General features: G+C 46.9%; 25 protein-coding genes. 18 read left to right on the forward strand and 7 right to left on the reverse strand.

Annotated features, from left to right (window positions below):
- Window positions 1–11: 11 nt before the first annotated feature.
- Entirely contained in the window at window positions 12–587 is a 576-nt protein-coding gene (locus LTAR_RS07315) for a TetR family transcriptional regulator (protein ID WP_158423406.1), read from the reverse strand.
- A 230-nt stretch (window positions 588–817) separates the two neighbouring features.
- Between LTAR_RS07315 and LTAR_RS07320 the strand changes: the two genes are divergently transcribed.
- From LTAR_RS07320 to LTAR_RS07355, 8 genes are all read left to right on the forward strand, one after another.
- Entirely contained in the window at window positions 818–1,657 is an 840-nt protein-coding gene (locus tag LTAR_RS07320) for a CBS domain-containing protein (RefSeq protein ID WP_062421549.1), read from the forward strand.
- A 12-nt stretch (window positions 1,658–1,669) separates the two neighbouring features.
- On the forward strand, window positions 1,670–2,176 hold the full coding sequence (locus LTAR_RS07325) for an NAD(P)H-dependent oxidoreductase subunit E (protein WP_062421550.1): 507 nt from the start codon (window positions 1,670–1,672) through the stop codon (window positions 2,174–2,176).
- Entirely contained in the window at window positions 2,166–3,788 is a 1,623-nt protein-coding gene (gene nuoF, locus LTAR_RS07330) for an NADH-quinone oxidoreductase subunit NuoF (protein ID WP_062421551.1), read from the forward strand. Before LTAR_RS07325 ends, nuoF begins: the two co-directional genes overlap by 11 nt.
- A complete protein-coding gene (gene hoxU / locus LTAR_RS07335) occupies window positions 3,785–4,504 on the forward strand; it encodes a bidirectional hydrogenase complex protein HoxU (RefSeq protein WP_062421552.1) in 720 nt (239 codons plus the stop codon). The genes nuoF and hoxU overlap by 4 nt, the downstream gene beginning before the upstream one ends.
- Window positions 4,501–5,037 carry an NADH-quinone oxidoreductase subunit B family protein gene (locus LTAR_RS07340; protein WP_062421553.1) on the forward strand — a complete coding sequence of 179 codons (537 nt, stop codon included), beginning with the start codon at window positions 4,501–4,503 and terminating at the stop codon, window positions 5,035–5,037. Before hoxU ends, LTAR_RS07340 begins: the two co-directional genes overlap by 4 nt.
- Window positions 5,038–5,045: 8 nt before the next feature.
- Window positions 5,046–6,473 carry a Ni/Fe hydrogenase subunit alpha gene (locus LTAR_RS07345; RefSeq protein ID WP_139044454.1) on the forward strand — a complete coding sequence of 476 codons (1,428 nt, stop codon included), beginning with the start codon at window positions 5,046–5,048 and terminating at the stop codon, window positions 6,471–6,473.
- Window positions 6,474–6,625: 152 nt separating this feature from the next.
- The gene (locus LTAR_RS07350) at window positions 6,626–7,069 is read left to right on the forward strand and encodes a maleylpyruvate isomerase N-terminal domain-containing protein (protein ID WP_062421554.1); all 444 of its coding nucleotides are present in this window, start codon (window positions 6,626–6,628) and stop codon (window positions 7,067–7,069) included.
- 4 nt (window positions 7,070–7,073) lie between these two features.
- Window positions 7,074–7,529, forward strand: coding sequence for a hydrogenase maturation protease (locus LTAR_RS07355; RefSeq protein ID WP_062421555.1), 456 nt, complete (start codon window positions 7,074–7,076; stop codon window positions 7,527–7,529).
- Here the strand turns inward: LTAR_RS07355 and LTAR_RS07360 are convergent.
- The gene (locus tag LTAR_RS07360; RefSeq protein ID WP_062421556.1) at window positions 7,526–9,070 is read right to left on the reverse strand and encodes a GGDEF domain-containing protein; all 1,545 of its coding nucleotides are present in this window, start codon (window positions 9,068–9,070) and stop codon (window positions 7,526–7,528) included. The genes LTAR_RS07355 and LTAR_RS07360 overlap by 4 nt on opposite strands.
- 243 nt (window positions 9,071–9,313) lie before the next feature.
- Here LTAR_RS07360 and LTAR_RS07365 point away from each other — a divergent pair, with 243 nt between their 5' ends.
- Genes LTAR_RS07365 through aguA form a run of 4 tightly spaced genes read left to right on the forward strand, consistent with a single transcriptional unit; the run spans window position 9,314 to window position 13,347 of the window.
- Window positions 9,314–9,802: an Lrp/AsnC family transcriptional regulator gene (locus LTAR_RS07365; RefSeq protein WP_062421557.1), complete on the forward strand. Its 489-nt coding sequence runs from the start codon at window positions 9,314–9,316 to the stop codon at window positions 9,800–9,802.
- A gap of 29 nt (window positions 9,803–9,831) precedes the next feature.
- A complete protein-coding gene (gene ptcA, locus LTAR_RS07370) occupies window positions 9,832–10,845 on the forward strand; it encodes a putrescine carbamoyltransferase (protein WP_062421558.1) in 1,014 nt (337 codons plus the stop codon).
- A gap of 9 nt (window positions 10,846–10,854) precedes the next feature.
- Window positions 10,855–12,249, forward strand: coding sequence for an APC family permease (locus tag LTAR_RS07375; RefSeq protein WP_062421559.1), 1,395 nt, complete (start codon window positions 10,855–10,857; stop codon window positions 12,247–12,249).
- A gap of 3 nt (window positions 12,250–12,252) precedes the next feature.
- Entirely contained in the window at window positions 12,253–13,347 is a 1,095-nt protein-coding gene (gene aguA / locus LTAR_RS07380; RefSeq protein WP_062421560.1) for an agmatine deiminase, read from the forward strand.
- A 237-nt stretch (window positions 13,348–13,584) separates the two neighbouring features.
- Here the strand turns inward: aguA and LTAR_RS07385 are convergent, their stop codons facing one another.
- Together LTAR_RS07385 and LTAR_RS07390 are read right to left on the reverse strand one after the other, a co-directional pair.
- Window positions 13,585–13,845 carry a hypothetical protein gene (locus LTAR_RS07385; protein WP_062531867.1) on the reverse strand — a complete coding sequence of 87 codons (261 nt, stop codon included), beginning with the start codon at window positions 13,843–13,845 and terminating at the stop codon, window positions 13,585–13,587.
- Between the two features lie 5 nt (window positions 13,846–13,850).
- Window positions 13,851–14,075, reverse strand: a complete 225-nt coding sequence (locus LTAR_RS07390) for a hypothetical protein (protein ID WP_062421562.1) — start codon at window positions 14,073–14,075, stop codon at window positions 13,851–13,853.
- Between the two features lie 185 nt (window positions 14,076–14,260).
- Between LTAR_RS07390 and LTAR_RS07395 the strand changes: the two genes are divergently transcribed.
- Genes LTAR_RS07395 through LTAR_RS07410 form a run of 4 tightly spaced genes read left to right on the forward strand, consistent with a single transcriptional unit; the run spans window position 14,261 to window position 16,137 of the window.
- Window positions 14,261–14,671, forward strand: coding sequence for an SRPBCC domain-containing protein (locus LTAR_RS07395; protein ID WP_062421563.1), 411 nt, complete (start codon window positions 14,261–14,263; stop codon window positions 14,669–14,671).
- Between the two features lie 24 nt (window positions 14,672–14,695).
- Window positions 14,696–15,157 (forward strand): hypothetical protein, encoded by a 462-nt coding sequence (locus LTAR_RS07400; RefSeq protein WP_062421564.1) that lies wholly within the window; start codon window positions 14,696–14,698, stop codon window positions 15,155–15,157.
- A 30-nt stretch (window positions 15,158–15,187) separates the two neighbouring features.
- On the forward strand, window positions 15,188–15,568 hold the full coding sequence (locus LTAR_RS07405) for a hypothetical protein (RefSeq protein WP_062421565.1): 381 nt from the start codon (window positions 15,188–15,190) through the stop codon (window positions 15,566–15,568).
- An 11-nt stretch (window positions 15,569–15,579) separates the two neighbouring features.
- Complete coding sequence (locus LTAR_RS07410) at window positions 15,580–16,137, forward strand: chromate transporter (protein ID WP_062421566.1); 558 nt, start codon at window positions 15,580–15,582, stop codon at window positions 16,135–16,137.
- Between the two features lie 74 nt (window positions 16,138–16,211).
- Here LTAR_RS07410 and LTAR_RS07415 read toward each other — a convergent pair whose 3' ends face one another.
- From LTAR_RS07415 to LTAR_RS07425, 3 genes are all read right to left on the reverse strand, one after another.
- The gene (locus LTAR_RS07415; protein ID WP_062421567.1) at window positions 16,212–17,576 is read right to left on the reverse strand and encodes an alpha-amylase family glycosyl hydrolase; all 1,365 of its coding nucleotides are present in this window, start codon (window positions 17,574–17,576) and stop codon (window positions 16,212–16,214) included.
- Between the two features lie 51 nt (window positions 17,577–17,627).
- Window positions 17,628–18,194: a TetR/AcrR family transcriptional regulator gene (locus tag LTAR_RS07420; RefSeq protein ID WP_062421993.1), complete on the reverse strand. Its 567-nt coding sequence runs from the start codon at window positions 18,192–18,194 to the stop codon at window positions 17,628–17,630.
- 157 nt (window positions 18,195–18,351) lie between these two features.
- The gene (locus tag LTAR_RS07425; RefSeq protein WP_139044456.1) at window positions 18,352–18,684 is read right to left on the reverse strand and encodes a hypothetical protein; all 333 of its coding nucleotides are present in this window, start codon (window positions 18,682–18,684) and stop codon (window positions 18,352–18,354) included.
- A 152-nt stretch (window positions 18,685–18,836) separates the two neighbouring features.
- On the opposite strand from LTAR_RS07425, the gene LTAR_RS07430 reads away from it, so the two are divergent.
- Window positions 18,837–19,424, forward strand: a complete 588-nt coding sequence (locus LTAR_RS07430) for a PadR family transcriptional regulator (RefSeq protein WP_062421569.1) — start codon at window positions 18,837–18,839, stop codon at window positions 19,422–19,424.
- A complete protein-coding gene (locus LTAR_RS07435) occupies window positions 19,421–20,158 on the forward strand; it encodes a 4Fe-4S binding protein (RefSeq protein ID WP_062421570.1) in 738 nt (245 codons plus the stop codon). The genes LTAR_RS07430 and LTAR_RS07435 overlap by 4 nt, the downstream gene beginning before the upstream one ends.
- Window positions 20,159–20,355: the final 197 nt, after the last annotated feature.

Genomic DNA, 20,355 nt, shown 5'->3' on the forward strand with positions numbered 1-20,355 from the left:
CTGAGAATTGCTTATTTAATAGTCTGGTTCAGATAAAATGCCCGCCCGGCTGAATTGATGAGATCAATGATCTCCTTTTCCGAATCGAACACGAGCATTCTGGAGGAGATCGCTGTGGCAAGACCGTGCGTAAAAACCCAGGATTGAAGAGTGACGGCATCCATAGATTTTTGATCAATCTTCCCAAATAAATCCAACGGCGGTTTTTCTCCCATCATGGCGGCCATACGCTCCCCCAGGTCAGTATCGCGGGCCGGATTGTACGGTTTCTGGTTTTCGATTTGCAAAAATTGGAAAAGGTTGGGTTCCTCTCGTGCGAAGTTCACATAACCAATCGCCATATTCAATAAAACATTATCTGTATATTTTTTCGTCTGGTATTCGCTCATTAATTTTGTGGTTTTTTGAGTCAGGGCTTGTTCCACGTCATCCATGGATTCGAAAGCCCAGTAGATGGGGGTAGTGGAAGATCCAAGTTCAGCCGCCACACTTCGGGCTGTAACAGCCCCAAATCCATCCCGGCGAAGGATTTGAAAGGCGGCATCCATGATACGAGAGAGGTCGAATTTTTTTCTGGGTGGCATCATTTCATCTTTCTGAAATATAACTAATGTTTTATAACATATATAATATAACATATGTTGTGTAATGTCAAGCAGCAAATTTCCTTATCGTCGTACACATTTTGGTGTATCCAGGCATCCAAACAAATCAACTGAAAAATTGACTCGAATCGCATGTTGTGTGTGACGATTTATTTCCAATCGAAACCTATACTGATGCTGATCCTAAAAGACGGATTTTGACGGAGGTTGAAATGAAAAACGGTATTATTCGCAATTGGATGTCTTCACCAGTGATCACCATTACACCGGAGACCCACCTCAATGATGCCCGCCGCACCATGGACGCGGAAAAAATCAGAGCATTACCTGTGTTGAAAGATGGCAAACTGGTTGGTATCGTCACCCGTCGTGGATTGCTGCGAACCGATATCCCGGCTTTGAGCGACGGCGCCTGGACCACCGATGTTGATCTTAAAGACGCTGTTGTGGCTGATATTATGACCAAGAATCCCATCACCGTTCCCGCTTCCGGTCCTTTGCCGAAAGCCGCCCGTGTGATGCTTGAAAATAAAATAACCGCCCTTCCTGTTGTGGATGAGCGCCGTGAAATGGTGGGCATCATTACCACATCAGATATCTTCCGCTTCATTCTGGCAGAATTGCCCGATCTTAAAGAAAATCTGACTGCCAAAGATTACATGACCAGTCATGTAGTCACGCTGGATCCAGACGCCTCTCTCCTGGAAGCCCACCGGTTGATGGGTGCAGAACGCATCCGCAGTCTTCCTGTTGTGGAGGATGGTGAATTAAAAGGCATTGTTACCCGCACTGACCTGCTCAGCAATGACAATTCACGGTTCCTTTCTCGGAACAACCAGGAAGAATCTCTCAAGGTACTGACCAATTCGGTGGAACAGATTATGAGCACCAATGTCATCACGATTACACCCGAAACATCCATTTTGGAAGCAGCCAGGCTTCTTCTTGAAAACAAAATCCACAGCCTTCCGGTTTTGGATTCAGATAAAAAATTGGCAGGCATTCTCACTGAGAGTGATCTGTTCCGCATGGTTATTCAGCGCTTCTTCTAGTATGGATATGGAATGGCGCTAAACCAGAAACGGATAGCCCCGCCATCAGATGACCGTCGGTGGAAACTGGTGGATGCCACCATGCGCCGATACGGCTACAGCTCTCAGGCTGTTATTGAAACCCTGCATACCATACAGGAAGTTTTTGGAAATATCAGCGCCGAATCGCTGGCGTATGTGTCGGGCAGTTTGAATGTACCGCCGTCCAAAGTCTATGGAGTAGCCACGTTCTACAACCACTTCAACATGGCTCCTCTGGGAGAGCATGTACTTTCAGTTTGCACTGGTACAGCCTGTTATGTAAAAGGCTCAGGCCAGGTGGTGGATTGGATTAAAGAGGAATACGGGCTTGAGCCCGGTCAAACGACCCCTGATAACAAATTATCCTTCATGGTTGCGCGTTGCGTGGGTGCCTGCGGCCTGGCGCCGGTAATCATGCTGGATGGGGAAGTGGTTGGCAGATTATCGGTAGATGAAATGAAAAAACGTATCAAGGAGTGGATCAGTTATGACAAATGACGAACTCCTTGCCCTGACAGAACAGGAGCGGGCGGAAGAAGAGAAATATTCGCACCGCATTCATATTTGCACGGGCACCGGTTGTGTTTCATCACACAGCGAAAAGATTCTGGAAACGTTTCAGGCAGAAATCAAAGCCCGTGGTCTTGAGGAAAAAGTAAAAGCCAGGCAGGTCGGTTGCATGGGGTTATGCGCTGCCGGTCCCATCGTCTCCATTCAACCAGATGGATTGTTATATCGAGAAATGACTCCTGAATTAGTCCCCGCCATAATGGACAGTCTGGGAGGAGAACCTTTCAAAGACCAGTTGATCGACACCAATATTCCTTTCTTCTATCGGCAAGAAAAGAACACGCTTGAAAATGCCGGGTTGATTGATCCTGAACGGATTGAAGAATACATTGCTGTCGGGGGGTATGCGGCGGTGGTCAAAGCTCTAAGCGAAATGACACCGGCTGAAGTCATTCAGGAAGTCCATACCAGTGGAATGCGCGGTCGGGGTGGTGCCGGTTTTAAAACCGGTTTAAAGTGGAGCCTGGTTGCCAAGGCAGCCGGCGACCAAAAGTACCTGATATGCAATGCAGATGAAGGTGATCCCGGCGCCTTTATGGACCGATCCATCCTTGAAAGTGACCCGCACAGGGTACTTGAAGGAATGGTTGTAGCGGCTTATGCCGTAGGGGCATCTCAGGGATATATCTATGTGCGGGCTGAATATCCCCTGGCCATCAAGCGGTTGAAGATTGCCATCAAACAGGCGGAAAAACTGGGCTTGCTTGGACAAAATATATGCAATACGCCGTTCAATTTCAAAATTGACCTGCGTCTCGGGGCTGGTGCGTTTGTTTGTGGAGAAGAGACGGCGTTAATGAGTTCTGTTTCTGGCAACCGCGGCACACCCAATCCGCGCCCGCCATTCCCGGCGCAATCGGGGATAAATAATTGCCCGACATTGATTAATAATGTGGAAACGTTTGCCAACATTCCCGGAATTATTACCGATGGCGGCAAGTGGTTTGCCCGCATCGGTACTGAAACCAGCAAAGGCACTAAAGTTTTTGCCCTGACAGGAAAGATCAAGAACACCGGCTTGATTGAAGTCCCCATGGGGATCACCCTGCGGGAAATTATCTATGATATTGGCGGCGGTATACCCGACGGCCACAACTTAAAAGCCGTCCAAACCGGCGGGCCATCTGGCGGCTGCATTCCTGCAGAATATCTGGATGCCACTGTTGATTATGAATCATTGAAGCAACTTGGTTCCATGATGGGTTCTGGTGGAATGATTGTTATTGATGACACCTCTAATATGGTTGATATGGCTCGTTTCTTTATGAAATTTAGTATGGAAGAATCCTGTGGAAAATGCATTCCCTGCCGGGTGGGAACCACCATGTTATATAACCTGCTGGGAAAATTTCAGGCTGGCCAGGCCACCCGCTGGGATTTGAAACGTCTGGAAGAATTATGCGATTTGGTGAAAAATACCAGTCTGTGCGGACTGGGCCAGGCCGCACCCAATCCCATCATCAGTACTTTGCGGTTCTTCAGACAGGAATATCTTGATAAACTGATTGATTCGGAAAAAACCGGGGAGACAGTCGAATGAATTCCAACCCGGTTGTCCGTTCATTTACCATTGATGGTATCCAGGTCAGTGCGGCAGAAGGTGAAACAATCCTCGAAGTCGCCCGTCAAAATGATATTGAAATTCCCACCCTGTGCAACCTGGAAGGTATTTCTTCCACAGGGCAATGCCGCCTGTGCATGGTAGAGGTTAAAGGCACAAACCGACTAATCCCTTCGTGCGCCACAGTGGCTGAAGAGGGAATGGAAATTGTCACCTCCAACGAGCGCATAGATAAATATCGCCGCATGATCGTCGAACTGCTTTTTGCTGAACGCAACCACATATGTGCTGTATGTGTAGCAAACGGTCATTGTGATCTGCAGGCGATGGCACAAAAGCTGGGTGTCACCCATATCGAATTTGATTATCTACACCCTTCATTCCAGGTGGATGCTTCTCATCCGAAATATGAAGTTGATCATAACCGCTGTATTCTTTGCGGTCGGTGTGTGCGTGTTTGCGATGAAATTGAAGGCGCTCACACACGTGATTTTCGTAATCGAGGAATTAACACCCTCGTCATCACCGATTTTGCCACTCCCTGGGGTGAGTCTCAAACATGCACAAGTTGCGGCAAATGTGTTCATGTATGTCCCACCGGAGCTCTGGCTGAAAAGGGAAAATCTGTAGCTGAAATGCAAAAAAGACGGCAGTTCCTGCCGTATCTGGTAATGCGTAGAGAAGGTGCCAAATGACCGAAAAAATCCGCCTGGCAACCATCTGGCTAGACGGTTGTTCGGGCTGCCATATGTCTTTTCTCGATATTGATCAGCGTATGTTAGAACTGGCTGAAAAAGTCGAAATTGTTTATAGTCCGTTGGTGGATGCCAAGGAATTCCCGGAGAATGTAGATATCACTCTTGTGGAAGGTGCCCTGGGTACTGATGAAGATATTCAAAAGATTAAGAAAATCCGCGAAAACACCCGTCTTCTGGTTGCATTTGGCGACTGCGCGGTAACCGCCAATATTCCTTCCATGCGGAATCCGTTTGGGGCAGATGCCACACTGAAAAAAGTCTATCTGGAACATGAATCTTTGAACCAACAGATTCCATCAGAAGGTGTCCCTGCTTTGCTTCCGCAGGCACTCCCTCTTCATCAGATGGTTAAAGTTGATTTGTTTGTGCCCGGCTGCCCACCATCAGCCGATACCATTTTTTACACCCTCAGCGAATTGATTGAAGGCCGAGTTCCCGATTTGACCACACTTTCCCGGTTTGGTGCCTGAGGGTTGCCATGATGCAGAAGATCACGATTGAACGGGTCACCCGCATTGAAGGTCATGCCAGAGTAAACATCTATCTGGACGAAGATGGCAGTGTGGCAGATGCGCAAGTTTCTGTTACCCAGGTGAGGGGATTTGAAAAATTTGTCGAAGGCCGGCCATTTTATGAAATGCCTTCATTAACCGCCCGTACATGCGGTATTTGTCCCACCAGTCACCTGATTGCGGCCGGCAAAGCCTGTGATCAAATCCTCTCTGTTCGAATTCCGCCCACGGCAATAGCCCTGCGCCGAATCATGAATCTGGGTCAAATCATTCAATCGCATGCCCTGAATTTCTTTTACCTTTCCGCTCCTGACCTGCTGTTGGGGATGGATGCACCCGTGGAGAAGCGGAATATCTTTGGACTGGCCCAGAAAGATCGTCAAATAGTGCAGGATGGCATCCGCCTGCGTCAGTTCGGCCAGCAGGTGATCGAACGACTGGCTGGAAAACGCATTCATCCGGCCTGGGTTGTTCCCGGTGGAGTTAATGCCCCCCTGGCACCCGAGGCACGAGAGACGATTCTGGCTGAGATTCCCGAAATGCTGGGGATCATTCGCCGTACACTGGATTGGTACAAACCAGGTCTGAATCAATATCAGGAATTCATCCGTACCTTTGCTAATTTCCCCAGTCTTTTTCTTGGATTGGTGGGAAAAGACGGCCAGTTGGAACATTACCACGGCCGAATTCGTATTGTCACACCACGCGGCAGTATTCTGGAAGACAACCTTGATCCGCATGATTACATGAATTATATCGGCGAGGCTGTCGAACCCTGGTCATACCTCAAGAGTCCGTACTTCAAACCTATGGGCTACCCGGATGGAATGTACCGGGTAGGACCGCTCGCGCGATTGAACATCGCCACCGAAACCGGCACCCCTCTGGCAGACCAGGAATTGGCTGAATTTCATTGCCTGGATAAAGGGGCGGTGTTAAGTTCGTTTCATTATCACTATGCCCGGCTCATCGAAATTTTATACAGCATTGAAATGATCGAGCAGCTTTTGAATGATCCTGACATACTTTCAAAAAATGTGCGTGCCACAGCCGGAGTAAACAGTCTGGAAGGTGTGGGTGTCAGTGAAGCGCCGCGTGGAACATTGTTCCATCATTACAAAGTGAATGAAGAAGGATTGGTGCAGTGGGCTAACCTGATCATCGCTTCTGGTAACAACAACCTGGCCATGAATAAAGGAGCTCTTCAGGTGGCCCGGTATTACGTCAAGGCGGATCGCCTGCAGGAAGGAATGTTAAATCGGGTGGAAGCTGTTATTCGGGCATTTGATCCCTGCCTGGCCTGTTCCACCCATGCTGTTGGGCAGATGCCCTTGGTGATTACCCTTCATGCGCCGGATGGTAAAGTGTTGGATACACTCTCTCGTCAGGCATAATTTGTTCAGCCAGGGGCGACATTTACCGGTTTTTCAAGCCCCTACCTCCTCAACATCCCTCTCCCAACCCCGGGGAGAGGGATGGTTATTTTCTGGATATTTACCGGAACCTCGATTACCATTGCCTGCATTGATGAAAGGATGGAAGTAATATGGTTGATTTCAATATTCTCACGTCTAAAAATGCCGATTCACTCGATCAGTATCGAGAGTTTCTTTCTGCCTGTACAGAATCTGATCTGACAACTCCCATGTCGGCCGGTTGGACGGTTTCTGCTGTTCTCGTTCATCTGGCTTTTTGGGATCAGCGTGCCCTTACATTGTTGGATAAATGGGAAAAAGATGGCATATCCTTTTCAGCCATTGACACAGATGTGGTCAATGAGATTACCCGACATTTGTGCCTGGCAATACCTCCCAAAGCAGCCGTTGATCTGTTTCTGAATACGGCAAAAACTCTGGATGATCGTATTGCGAAAATGACCCCGGAGACCATGGCAAATATTGAGGAAAACGGGAAGAACGTTCACCTGAATCGGGCTGCACATCGCGAAATACATATGAAAGACATTAAAACTGCATTGAGAAGATCATAATCACGTGAAAATATTAATCATCGGGTACGGAAACACTCTGCGAGGGGATGATGGCATTGGCGTCCTGGCGGTTGAAGCTTTGGAAGAGGCCGGCATGCCGCCGAATGTCGATATGATCACGTGCCAGCAGCTCACCCCGGAGCTGGCGGAAGAGCTGGCTTTTTGTGACCGCGTCGCATTTATTGACGCCTGTATGCCAGATGGAAATCCGCCGGGTACTATAAAAAGAAAAACTCTTGAACCTACATCAGTTGATCCGGGTAATATTACTCATGGGTTTGATGCTGGCGGATTATTGGCCTTAACCCAAATGTTGTATGGAAAGCAACCAGAGGCGGTAATTTTTACAATCACTGGAGGGAGTTTTGATCTTTCTGAATCATTGAGTGAACCTGTTGAAAATGCCCTGTTGAACTTGATGATCCAGGTGGATGAATGGATTCAGGAGGGATCGGGTTAAAAATCCAGGGCTTTACTGATCTCGAACCGGCCGCGGCCTTTTCGTTTGGCTTTATACATGGCTTTATCAGCGTCTCTTAATATTTCGTCAGGGGAAGAAATATCCGGTTGAATAAAGCTGATGCCAAAACTGACACCGGATGTCAATATATTCCCCTGAATCTCAAAGGGTTCTTTCATCTTGTCCATTATTCGGCCTGAAATTTTGTAAACCGTCTCTGATGAGTGCAAGTGATTTAACAGAATGGCAAATTCATCACCTCCCAGGCGGGCAACGAAATCGTCGGGCCGTACACAAAAAATTAACCGTTCAGATATGGCTTTCAATAACTGGTCACCAATATCATGGCCATAATGATCATTAATGGCTTTAAATCGATCAAGATCAAGGAATAGAAGGCAGCTATTCACAGAATTTAAATCACGGGTTTCTTCGATAATTGTTTGAAGTTGATCCACCAGGTACGACCGATTGGGTAGATTTGTGAGCGGATCATGTCGGCTGTCGTGCCAGAATTTATCCTGCATCCGTTTCCGTGAATCGATTTCGATACGGGCATCCTGAATTAACCGGGCATTCTCTTTTACGGCTTCACCCAACCGAATCAACAGGATGAGGAAAAGCGAACCGGTTCCGGCGGCTATTACGGCAAATGAAAGGATGTCTGGGTGGTAATGACTCCATATCAGCAATGCATAGAAAAACCCCGTCCAAACGGCAGGCAGAATAAAATCGAGACCACGATCGAAATTTCGGGAAAAATCGGTTTTCCCGCAGTTTTCTGTGGGGGTAGATAAAAATTCAGTGGAGATTCCAGCAATGCTTATGCAGCCGTAACTGATAATCCAGCACAGATTCATACAAATATGAATCCACAATGGTGAATTGCCACGTTGGATCGCTATCAATATTTCACCAATCACAGTGGCGGCAATACTTCCAGCCATAAGGTAACTGGTCTTTTGCCACAGGCATTGACGCCGTCTTAAAAGAAGGTCAAATACGGCCAAAACCATTAAGAAAGTGAAAGCTGTGAATATCTGGTCGAAAAGTGGAACTCCATAGACTACGTAAGGGAAGACTAGAAAAACCCAGATCGCGATTATGGATACGATGGAAAAGATCAAAATATCAAGAAACCGTCTTGGGAGGATAGTCTCTGGGCGGGGGGATGATGGAAGAAAGACGATTCCCAAAACAATTAATGAATAACTGATCATGATCAATATCGATGGCAAATTCCCAACTGTGTTGTTCCTGAAAAAAACCTGTAGAATGGTAGACAGGTTATCAAACAGGTAGGCAAAAGAAAAGATCATCCAACTGGTGTGAATGAACCATTTTTCATTGGCTGACCGGATGGCAGAATACGATACGCCGATCGAACCCAGAAATGAACCAGCGAGAAGGAATGGATCCCTGACGAGAAACCCATTGGGGAATGTGTAGCCAAATTTTACCGACAGGGAAATATACCCGGCTGTTATCAGAATAAATACCGAATAAAAAATAAATGGGGGAGATAAACGGTTACGGTTCAACGCATGACCTGAAAAGTAAATACACCAGATGACACCTATTATCGGTAAAAAAAGAGAAAACTGATTATATTCCGTTAAATAGATTTACTTATTCCATCAAACCATATGATAAAGAACGAATAAGTCTTTACTTCCATAAATGTAATACATGAAACAGTATAAATGTCACTGGAATCAGAGGATACAATGTTGTATTGTTAATGGCACAAACGGAACTATATAATTCCGAAACGGAACTATGAAATGCCAAATAAATCAAGTTTTGACCTGCTCGACTATCAAATCATCCAGGAATTGCATGCTGATGTTCGCATGTCTTCTTCGGAAATTGCCCGCAAGCTGAATGCCAATGAACGCACCATTCGCAAACGGATAGACCGGTTGATTGCCGACGAAGTTATTCGGCCTACTGCTGTGGTGAATCCCCAGGCGTTTGGATATGTGACAGCGGTGGATATCTTTCTGGATGCAGAACCCGATCAGGAAGATGAAATTGTGAAGGCGCTTCTCAGTATCCCGGAAGTGACCTATTTTGCATTTGGTTTGGGATCGCGGGAAATGTCTATAGAAGCCCGCTTCAAAAATAATGATGACATGCGCGAATTTTTACGTCACGGCATCACAGCCATTCCCGGTGTGCTGGTAAAAGGATATGCCCTGGTGCCGCGAATTCTACGGAATATTGACGAATGGATGCCCAAAAAAGAGGATTTCGGTCTGGAAACCGATTGACATACCCAGAACAAGGAGAGATTTATTCAATGACGTTACGACATTTTATTGATACCCAGGATTTTTCCAAGCAGGAGCTTCTCGATATCATCGAGCTTACCCGTCTGATTAAAGCGGCAGACAAGCAGGGCTGTACACCAAAACTCTTACAGGATGCAAGTCTGGCGATGATTTTCGAAGAACCCTCTACCCGCACCCGTGTTTCCTTTGAGGTGGCCATGACTGAGCTGGGTGGGCATGCCCTGTATCTGAAGCCGGGAGAAATCCACCTGGGGGTACGCGAATCTCTGTATGACACAGCTCAGGTACTCTCGCGTATGTGCGATGTGATCTTTGCTCGAACTCTAAAACATGAAACCATCACCAGTCTGGCGCAGTCAGCTACTGTTCCTGTTATTAATGGCCTTACCGATTACAACCATCCAACTCAAGTCGTATGCGATGTTCTGACCATGATGGAACACATGCCGGTTGGAAAGAAGCTCGAAGACCTGAATGTCACTTTTATCGGTGATGCCACCAATGTACTCTCCTCACTCATGTTAATCTGCACCCGCCTGGGGATGAACTTTACTCATGCCGCACCGAAGAAATACCAGGCTCTTCCTGAATGGCAGAAATGGGCGCAGGCCAACTGTAAAGATTCAGGGGGCACTCTGACAATTACCGATGATCCTGTAGCGGCTGTCAAGAAAGCAGACTTTATCTACACTGATCTTTGGTGGTGGGTTGGTCAGGAAGACCAGATTCCTGAACGCCGGGCCGCTTTCATGCCTGATTTCCAGGTGAACGAGACTCTGTTCAAGAAAGCCCCATCAGATTGCAAATTTATGCACTGTCTGCCGGCATCACGTAATGTAGAAGTCACCGATGCCGTAATTGACCATCCCCGTTCAATCGTGTTCGATCAGGCGGAAAACCGCCTGCATACCGAAAAGGGTCTGCTGGCTTACTTCGTCTATCCGCGAATGAAACATCCAACCGAACAACTGCGCAACTACCACCAGGGTCTGGTGGAAAATTTCCTCAACACGCAAAGATAGGGAGAAACCATGTCTGTTCAGTCCGCTGCACCCAAAACAGGCTTTACCAAAGCCCTCAAAATTTTTGATATGACCCTTTTTACGGTCTGCGCCATCATGGTGATTGACACGCTGGCAGCTTCTGCTTCCATTGGTGCCTCCTCCATTACCTGGTGGATCATTACGCTGATCCTCTTTTTTATTCCTTATGGATTGATCACCGCAGAACTGGGATCAACCTATCCGGAAGAAGGCGGCATTTATGTGTGGATCAAACATGCCTTTGGTGAAAAATGGGCTGCCCGTTCCACCTGGTACTACTGGATTAATGTTGCCCTGTGGATGCCCTCAGTCTACATTCTTTTTGCCGGTATGTTTGCCCAACTTTTCTTCCCAGATATGAGCCTGTGGTGGCAGATCGCCATTGGTGTCATCATGACCTGGATCACTGTATGGGTTGATAACCTGACTCTTGAAACCGGAAAATGGTTCCCCAATATTGGTGCGGCCTTTAAGGTCATCATCATGCTTGTGCTTGGCATTGGCGGTATCACCCTGGCAATCCGCAACGGCGTGGCTAACGATATGAGCGCGCAGGCTCTTCTGCCAACCTGGGATGCCGGTCTGGCGTTCCTTCCGGTAATCCTGTACAACTTCATGGGTTTTGAATTGATGTCTGGCGCGGGTGATGAAATGAAGAACCCGAAGCGAGATATCCCGGTCGCCATCATCACCGCCGGCTTGCTGATTGCTTTCTTCTACCTTTTTTCCACCACCGGCATCCTTTTGGCTTTGCCGATTGACCAGCTCGGTTTGATTTCGGGAATTATCGACACCCTAAAAGCCATTCTCGGTGATACCGGCTTTGGCGGCATCATGGTAGTTGTGCTGGGTATCGGTGCCCTCTACACCTTTATGGCGAATATGATCACCTGGACCATGGGCGCCAATCGGACGGCAGCTCAGGCGGCTGAAGAAGGTGAATTACCGGCTGTTTTCGGCAAACTCGATCCTGTGAACAAGACACCCGTCGGCGCCAATATCATCACCGGTATTGTCTCTACTCTTGTGATCGTACTCTATGGCTTCATGGCGGGCTCGGCTGAAGATCTGTTCTGGACACTCTTCAAGTTCAGCTCTATTATCTTCTTCCTGCCTTACTTGCTGCTGTTCCCGGCTTTCCTGAAACTCCGCAAGAAAGATGCATCTATCACCCGCCCATATAAAATGCCCGGTGGAGATTCCCTGGCGGCCGTTCTCTGTGTAATTTGTGAACTCTTTGTCATCCAGGCGATTGTATTTTTCCTGTGGGTTCCCGGTCAGGAACTTTCTCCCGATACAATTCCGGTTTTGATCGGACTATTTCTTACAATTCTGGTGGGCGAAATAATTCTAATTGCCTGCGGGAAAAAGAAAGCGGCATAGACTATGGCACGAACGATAGAGAGCACTCCTAAAGCTGACGGCTTTCGTATGCCGGGTGAGTTTGAACCGCATGCCGGTGCCTGGATCTTGTGGCCTCAACGGACGGACAACTGGCGTCTGGGAGCCAAACCAGCCCAGAAAGCATTTACTGATGTGGCAACAGCTATAGCCACTTTTGAACCGGTTACTGTTGGAGTAAACCAATCACAATATTCCAATGCCCGATCCATGCTGCCAGACTATATCCGGGTGGTCGAACTATCCAACAATGATTCCTGGATCCGTGATTGCGGCCCGACATTTCTGAAAAATGACCTGGGGGAAGTACGCGGTGTGGATTGGGATTTCAATGCCTGGGGCGGATTGATCGGCGGTTTGTATTTCCCGTGGGATCTGGATGATCAGGTTGCCCGCAAGGTATTGGAAATGGAACGGGTTGACCGATATAAAGCTCCGATTGTTCTGGAAGGCGGTTCCATTCACGTGGATGGCGAAGGAACTCTGCTGACCACCGAAGAATGTCTGTTGAACGAAAACCGCAATCCTGACCTTTCTAAGGAAGAGATTGAAGCCGTGTTAAAAGACTACCTCAACCTCTCGAAGATCATCTGGTTGGGGAAGGGTATTTACAATGATGAAACCAACGGTCATGTGGATAACATCGCCTGCTTCCTGCGACCCGGTGAAGTGTTATTGAGCTGGACGGATGATACCCATGATCCGCAGTATGAAATCTCGAAAGATGCATACGATCGCCTGACCAAAGCGGAAGATGCCCGTGGAAGGAAGCTGGTTGTGCATAAGATCCACCAGCCAAATCCGATATTGATCACGAAAGAAGAATCTGAAGGGGTGGATGCCATTGAAGGCACACTTCCGCGCAAAGAAGGAGATCGCATGGCAGCCAGCTATGTCAACTTCTTCTTCTGTAACGGCGGTGCGGTAGTACCCACCTTTAACGATCCTCATGACAAACCAGCCCTTGAGCTGCTTCAAAAACTGCTGCCTAATCGCAAGATTGTTGGCGTACCGGCAAGAGAAATTTTACTGGGAGGCGGCAACATCCATTGCATCACCCAGCAACAGGTGAAAGCATAAGTAAGATGGAAGTGGGCAGGTGTGTTGACCTGCCCACTTTTTATATATTCAATGCCTTTTGAAATGCACGTACTCACAATGTGGTTTCTTTCCTCCAAATGCGTAAAGGATGGATTTACTGGAAGGTCAGGATGGGGTCGCTCGTAATGATAATCAACGTGTGAAATACACCGCCAGAGCGCTTAAATCCATCAGCGCGTGAAAAAACATGAAAAAACTCAGCAGACGGGGTTTCCATTACATTACCATTCCAAGGAACAGGTCGAACGGAAGGTACATTACCAATCGCCACAGGATAAAACGGCCATCGAGGATCAATGGCAGGGTGATATGTTGTGCAACCAACATTAACCCGCATAAGATGGTGATCAACAACTTCTGGCCGGTGGCTGCCTGCAGGCGCGGCATGAGATAGGAAAAATAGAACGGAATCTCGGCAAATGCAATGGTCAATGGGAACAGGAATCCCAGGGTTAAACCCCAGGCTGGCAGAGCCATGAACATCATCTGTGCTGGAAAATAGGATCGCCAAACAACCAATCGGCGACAATTGTATTCGGAAGCATTCCCAGGGGAAACCCCACCAGAAAGAGACCAAAGGCAGCCAAAAGGTCTTTCCAGAAAGATGTGGTTTCAACCCGGTACAGGTCGATCAACCGATGATTTTCCCGCTTCATTAAAATCGATAACAGACCGATACATACCAGGTTCGTCAGAATGACCTGCACAATCCACCAGGCAGCGGCATCTTTCCTTGTTTTTTACCAGCAAAATAGATTATTGCACCAACCCGGGGATATTTTCCGGCCTGAATATGGTGATTTAACCCGAATGCCTAGTTGAATTTGATGGTTGCCTCTGGTATGCTCAAAACATATCCAAAGGTTCATTTGGGTATTCATGGGAGGGATCCATGTCAAATGACCTTCATCTTGAAACGACCATCCCGTTTGCATCATCGCAAGATGTTTATGAAGCCTGGCTCGACAGCGGGAAACATGCGGCTTTTACAGGGGATACCGCTGACATTCATCCTGGGATAGGAGGCAAATTTTCCATTGCCTGCGGTTATATCACCGGTGAGACATTGGAATTGGAGCCGTATCATCGTATTGTGCAATCATGGCGGACGATTGATTTTCCGGAAGATGCTCCAGATTCAATATTGGAAATTCTTCTCCGAGATTCAGAAAAAGGGTGCCTGTTGGAATTGCGTCAAACCAATCTACCGGGTGATCAGGTTGATTTGTATGAAAGTGGTTGGGTGCATTATTATTTTCACCCTTTAATTCGATATTTCTCAAAGAAACCGGTGTTTGGATAGTTCACCGCAGAATGGAATAAAACAATGCTCACAGGTTGGATCATCACAGCCATCATTCTTCTCCCCAATCTATTGTTTCTTGTGTATCCACCCAATACTATTCCGCCTGAACCGGATGAAAAAAGCCTGTCAAAAAAGAAGAAATTTGAGATCATTGAAAAAGCAGGTCAGGTCGGGTGTTTTGTTTTGCCATTTTTCTACAGTTTTCAGACCAAATCAACGCTGGATAGAATTTCCCTTACCATCACCATTGTGGCACTATCTCTTTACTATATTGGTTGGATCCGGTATTTATTAAAAGGGCGATTGTTCTATCTCTTGTTTTCACCTATGCTCCACATTCCATTGCCCCTCGCAGTGACCCCCATCATGGCTTTCCTGGCGGCTGCCATGAATTTCCATTCCTGGCTGTTGGGACTGGCCGCTGTGGTTCTGGCTGCCGGGCATCTGGTTGTCAGCCAGATAGAAAGGGAACGCTGTCTGTGATCATACATTCACTTATCTTAGGGAGGCCATGTGGGTACTCCACTTTCCAAAAAACTGCAGATTAAGGCCGGGGTAACCCTGCATGTTGTCAACGTGCCGCATAATCTAAAAGAGATTCTCATCAAAGACCTTGAACCCACTCCAGTTGATTTTTCCGGGCTGGAGAAACCAGAAGCTATCTTAATTTTTGTCCAAAACCGGCAGCAGGTGGAAGAAAAGATTAAACAAATCATGTCGGTCTTGAAATCCGTCAGCCTGATCTGGTTGGCGTATCCAAAAGGGACTTCGGGGGTGGAAACGGATATCAACAGAGATATCCTCTGGAAAATGATGGCATCATACGGTTACAAACCGGCACGTATGATAGCGATCAATGAAATCTGGTCTGGAATGCGTTTTAGCAAGATATAATCGCTTGTATTATGAACCTGTATCTAAAACTATTCCTTGTGTTTACCAAAATCGCCCTGTTTTCCTGGGGAGGCGGACCGGCTTCTCTGGCATTAATGCAGAGAGAGGTCGTTTCAGAGGGTTGGATTACTCCGGATGATTTTGCAACAGCGATTGCCTTGAGTAATGCTATGCCCGGACCTACAGCACCACAGGCTTCGGCCTATGTGGGGTATAAAGTCGCCGGTATCTGGGGGGCGATTTTCGCCACTGCCGGAACAGTTCTGCCAACTACTATTCTTGTTTTAATATTGATTACCATGTTTTTCAATATCAAAGACAACCCGGCTTTGTTGGCCATGTTGAAAGCGGTGAAACCTCTGGTTGTTGGATTGCTTGCTTATGTGGCTTTTGATATGTTTCGAACTGTCTGGGGCACATCAAAACTGGGCTGGGGGCAGGCGCTCATGTTGGGTTGGGATAAAGCACTAATAGCCGCTATTACATTTGGTTTGCTTATTTTTACAAATATCAGCCCGGTCTGGTTGGTTTTAGCGGCTGCCGGTATTGGGCTTTTAGTATACCGGTAACATCTTGATAATTTGTGAGCAGGCCGGGTTTCAACCCAACCTGCTTCTTCTTCGTTCGAGTTACTGAATATCAATTATTCCTGTTGATATTGTAAAACCCTGGCCCACTTGCCATCTATCGTTAGCAGGGATTTTTCCCCCTGTGATATCCACTCCTCACCCGGATTAAGCAGATCCACCCAGCGGCCGTTCTTTATCTGCTGGCAGGTCAATTGGATTTCGGCTGGCTGATCATTTGAATTGACTACTACCATCACTGTCTGAGAACCAGATTCACGCAAGAAGGCAAATTGTTGTGCCCCCACCATCACCTGGCGGTAGGAACCCGAAAGCAAAGCCGGGGTGGATTGACGCATTTCTGCCAGGAATTTCAAATGGGCGGGCAATTCTGGATGTGGCGCCGTGCGAATGCATGTGTCAAGATCAAGGCATGGACGCAACGGAGCGTCACTGCCATGGTCTTTTTTTCCAGAGATGCCCCATTCGCTTCCGTAATACAGTGAAGGTATTCCCGGCATTGAATACAACAGCGTATACAGATTGAACAGGTCTAAAGGATCTTTAAGCTGGCTGGCCAGGCGGTCAACATCATGGTTATCGGCAAAAGAATACAACAAAAGATTTTTGTATATGCCATAATCCCCGAATTGACGCTTTAATGAATAAGCAATTTCGAAGAGATTGCGGTCATTAAAACTGGAATATAGACCTTTATAGCATTCATAATTTGTACAGGAGTCAAACCGACCGGGGCGCACCCACCTGGCATAATCACCATGGATCAGTTCTCCCATTAACCAGAAATCAGGCCGCATGCGTTTGCAGAAAGCTGTCAGGTCTTCGATGAAACCCATATCGAGCTGGTCTGCGGCATCCAGACGGATGCCGTCAATCTGGTAATCCTGTATCCAGCTTTCGACGGCAAATAAAAGGTGATCTTTGACCTGTGGATTTTTCAGGTTAAGTTTGACAAGGTCATAATGTCCGTTCCAGCCCTCATAAGTAAATGGGTCGTTTTTCGGGCTGCGTCCGTCAAACCGAAGGTTGACAAACCAGTCAACGAAAGGTGAAGCCTGTCCGTTGGCCAGGATATCTTTGAATGCCCAGAAATTGCGGCCGGTATGATTGAAAACACCGTCAAAAACAAGGCGCATTCCCCGTCGGTGGATTTCCTGACTCAGGGAAACCATATCTGCGTCGGTTCCCAGCCGGCGGTCAATGTGGTAGTAATCCACTGTGTCATACCCGTGCCGGGTGGATTCAAAGACCGGCCCCAGATAAATGCTGTTGAATCCCAGATTTTGGATGTGATCTAACCACGATGTGATCTTTTGCAGCCGCGGCACCGGGGCGGATCGGAAATCGTTATACTCAGGTGCGCCGCAAAATCCGAGCGGGTAGAGGTGATAGAAGATGGCTGTTTCGTTAGAATGGCTCATGATATTTCCTTTCAAATACCTACCGGTAGGTATACTACCGGGATAAAAAAATCAGGAATAGATTCCGTGGCTGAATTGATGTACAGCCAGGTGGGTAAGAGGATCGGCTAAAGAGGTGACGCCGTTCAGGTACTCACCGATATACGTGTGGATCATTCCCAGAAACGTGGCGGCATACATCACGTGACGGCCGCGCATATTGCCATGATCCTGTACTGCCTGAATAAACATCGATTGAAGAATTTGCTGCTGTTCCAACCGGTATGGCGATACCGCCTGGTTGGGCTCAGATTCTTTCGGAGCGTATTGAAGGATCAATTGAAGCCGGAAAAACCGTGGATTTTCCTGGGCTGCTTCAAAATATGTGCGTGTGATCTTTTCTAAAGAAAATGGAAGGTCACGTTGGTAGTATGCTGCCGTTCGAACGGCATCGAGGAATCCTTCAAACTGACTGGCCAGCAGAGTATCCAGCAGGCCACGTTTATGGGAAAAGTAATGGTAGAGGGTTGGCTTGGTCACCCCGGCCGAATCAACGATTTCCTGTATCCCTACGGCATCGTACCCGCGGGCGGAAAAAAGGGTGAGGGCGCAATCCAGCAGAATTTCTCGGTTATCCATAGCGATTAGTATACCGAACGGTATATAAAATGTCAAGATCAAAAAACAGATGGCTTGCCATCTGTTTTTTGGGTGGATTGCTGGTAACGCGATTTTAGCGGAAACACAAATCGTGTCTGATGTTTTTCCTGCGGTGTCTCCGAGCAGGGCTGATTCATCACTCAACCGATTCGTTTTTTCTTTTATTCCAGGTTTTTCGACCAATGTATCTGTCAATACCATACAAAATGGCCGGAAAAACCGAAATCAGAAAGTACACAATGGCGCCGCCAGATGCGATCACCAAAAAGAAAAGGACAAAGGCGCATAAGATCATGAGAATGGACGCTCTTTCTTCTTTCCAAAAAGAAAGAGCGTAACTTATCACCATTCCAAATTGCATTATTTGACCAATCCAGATTCTCACAGGTGGAACTGGCTCGGGAGGAAAAAACCAGACCATATGGGCTATCACCATGTATCCCCACACGACGAAAAGAATGATGCTCATTATTCTTGATGCGACTTTTAAGAGGCGATGTGGCGTAAGTGTGGTTTTCATAGAAGGTTGACCAGCAGATGGATTTGTTTTCTTACTCTATCTTATCAGGAATGTGATATACTCATTATATAGGAATAGTCCTATATAGGAGGTGTCATCTAATGACACTGGAATATGCCATTTTAGGTTTTTTAAACTACGAGCCCCTTTCAGGATATGACCTGAAAAAAGTCTTTGATAGATCCATCAAGTATTTCTGGCATGCTGATCAAAGTCAGATCTATAAGACATTATCCCGTCTGACGGATGAGAATCTGGTGAAAATGGAAATCCATGAGCAGACAGACCGCCCAGACAGAAAAGTCTATTCTATAACACCGGCCGGACAGGAAAAACTGTATCACTGGCTGGCTCATCCGTTCCCCATGCAAGCATCACACAGCTCACCCCTGGTGCAGATCTTTTTCAGCGGCCAGGTGCCTGATGAAACTGTCTTGAAAAAGCTGGATGAAACCCTGACTGCCATGAGGCAACAAATGGCTGTTTATGACCTGGTCCCTGATCAGATTCAAGATTTTACAGCCATGGCGAAATCAAAAAGGGAATTGTTCTACTGGTTTCTCACCCTTGAATTTGGCAAACGCAACCTGCAAATGACGATTGATTGGTTGGAAAGCGTAGTCACCCGTTTGAAAAACAAAGATTATTCGACCGATATTGGTTTTGAAAAGGAGATAGATTTACCATGAGTAAAACAATACCCATCCGGCAGCGTATTCGTCAGGCGATTCTACTGACTTCCATGTTGTTGTTTCCTGTAACCATGAACTATTTATCTCCTTACGTTGTGATGGATGGAGCGGTTCAAGGATTATTGATGGCCAGTCCAATCATTTTCACCCTGCAATTTATTACCGCCCTGTTTTTCGGACGATTTTTCTGCGGATGGATATGCCCTGCCGGAGCATTTCAAGATGCCTGTCTGGGTATCAATAATCAACCCATCAAGAACCATAAAATTGACTGGATTAAATGGATGCTCTGGTTTCCCTGGCTGGGGACAATTCTTTACTTCCTCGGAAAAGCAGGAGAATCGATAAAATTTGATCCATTGCATTTAACTGAAACCGGTGTATCCGTTGATAACCCTGTAAAATTCATCACCTATTACCTGGTGGTTTTGTTATTTGTACTGGCGGCCGTATTGATTGGCCGCAGGGGTGGCTGTCATGTGTATTGCTGGATGGCACCCTTCATGATCCTGGGCCGAAAACTGGGGAATGCGATACATCTACCCGGATTGCACCTGAAAGCTGATCCTGAAATGTGCACTGGCTGCAAGACCTGTACAGCAAATTGCCCCATGAGTCTCAATGTGAATGACATGGTCATGAATAGACAGATGGAAAACAGTGAATGTATTCTATGTGGAAAGTGTGTCGATAACTGTCACACACAGGCGATTTATTACAATTTTAGGTAATAAGCTTTCCAATCGTTTTATACGCCAGAGCCGGAAAAATATAAGGTTAAAACCAATTTTACCCAAATGGGGAATTGATCATTGACTCTCTGTAATAATTGTTGTAAACTATTTTCTAACAAATCCCCAGAGAAATTCAAAAGTCAAACAGATAAAATGTCTTCCCTGATTTCCGTTTTGTTCGTCCTCGTTCTTAT

The organism is Leptolinea tardivitalis (genome assembly GCF_001050275.1).
GTDB lineage: Bacteria > Chloroflexota > Anaerolineae > Anaerolineales > Anaerolineaceae > Leptolinea > Leptolinea tardivitalis.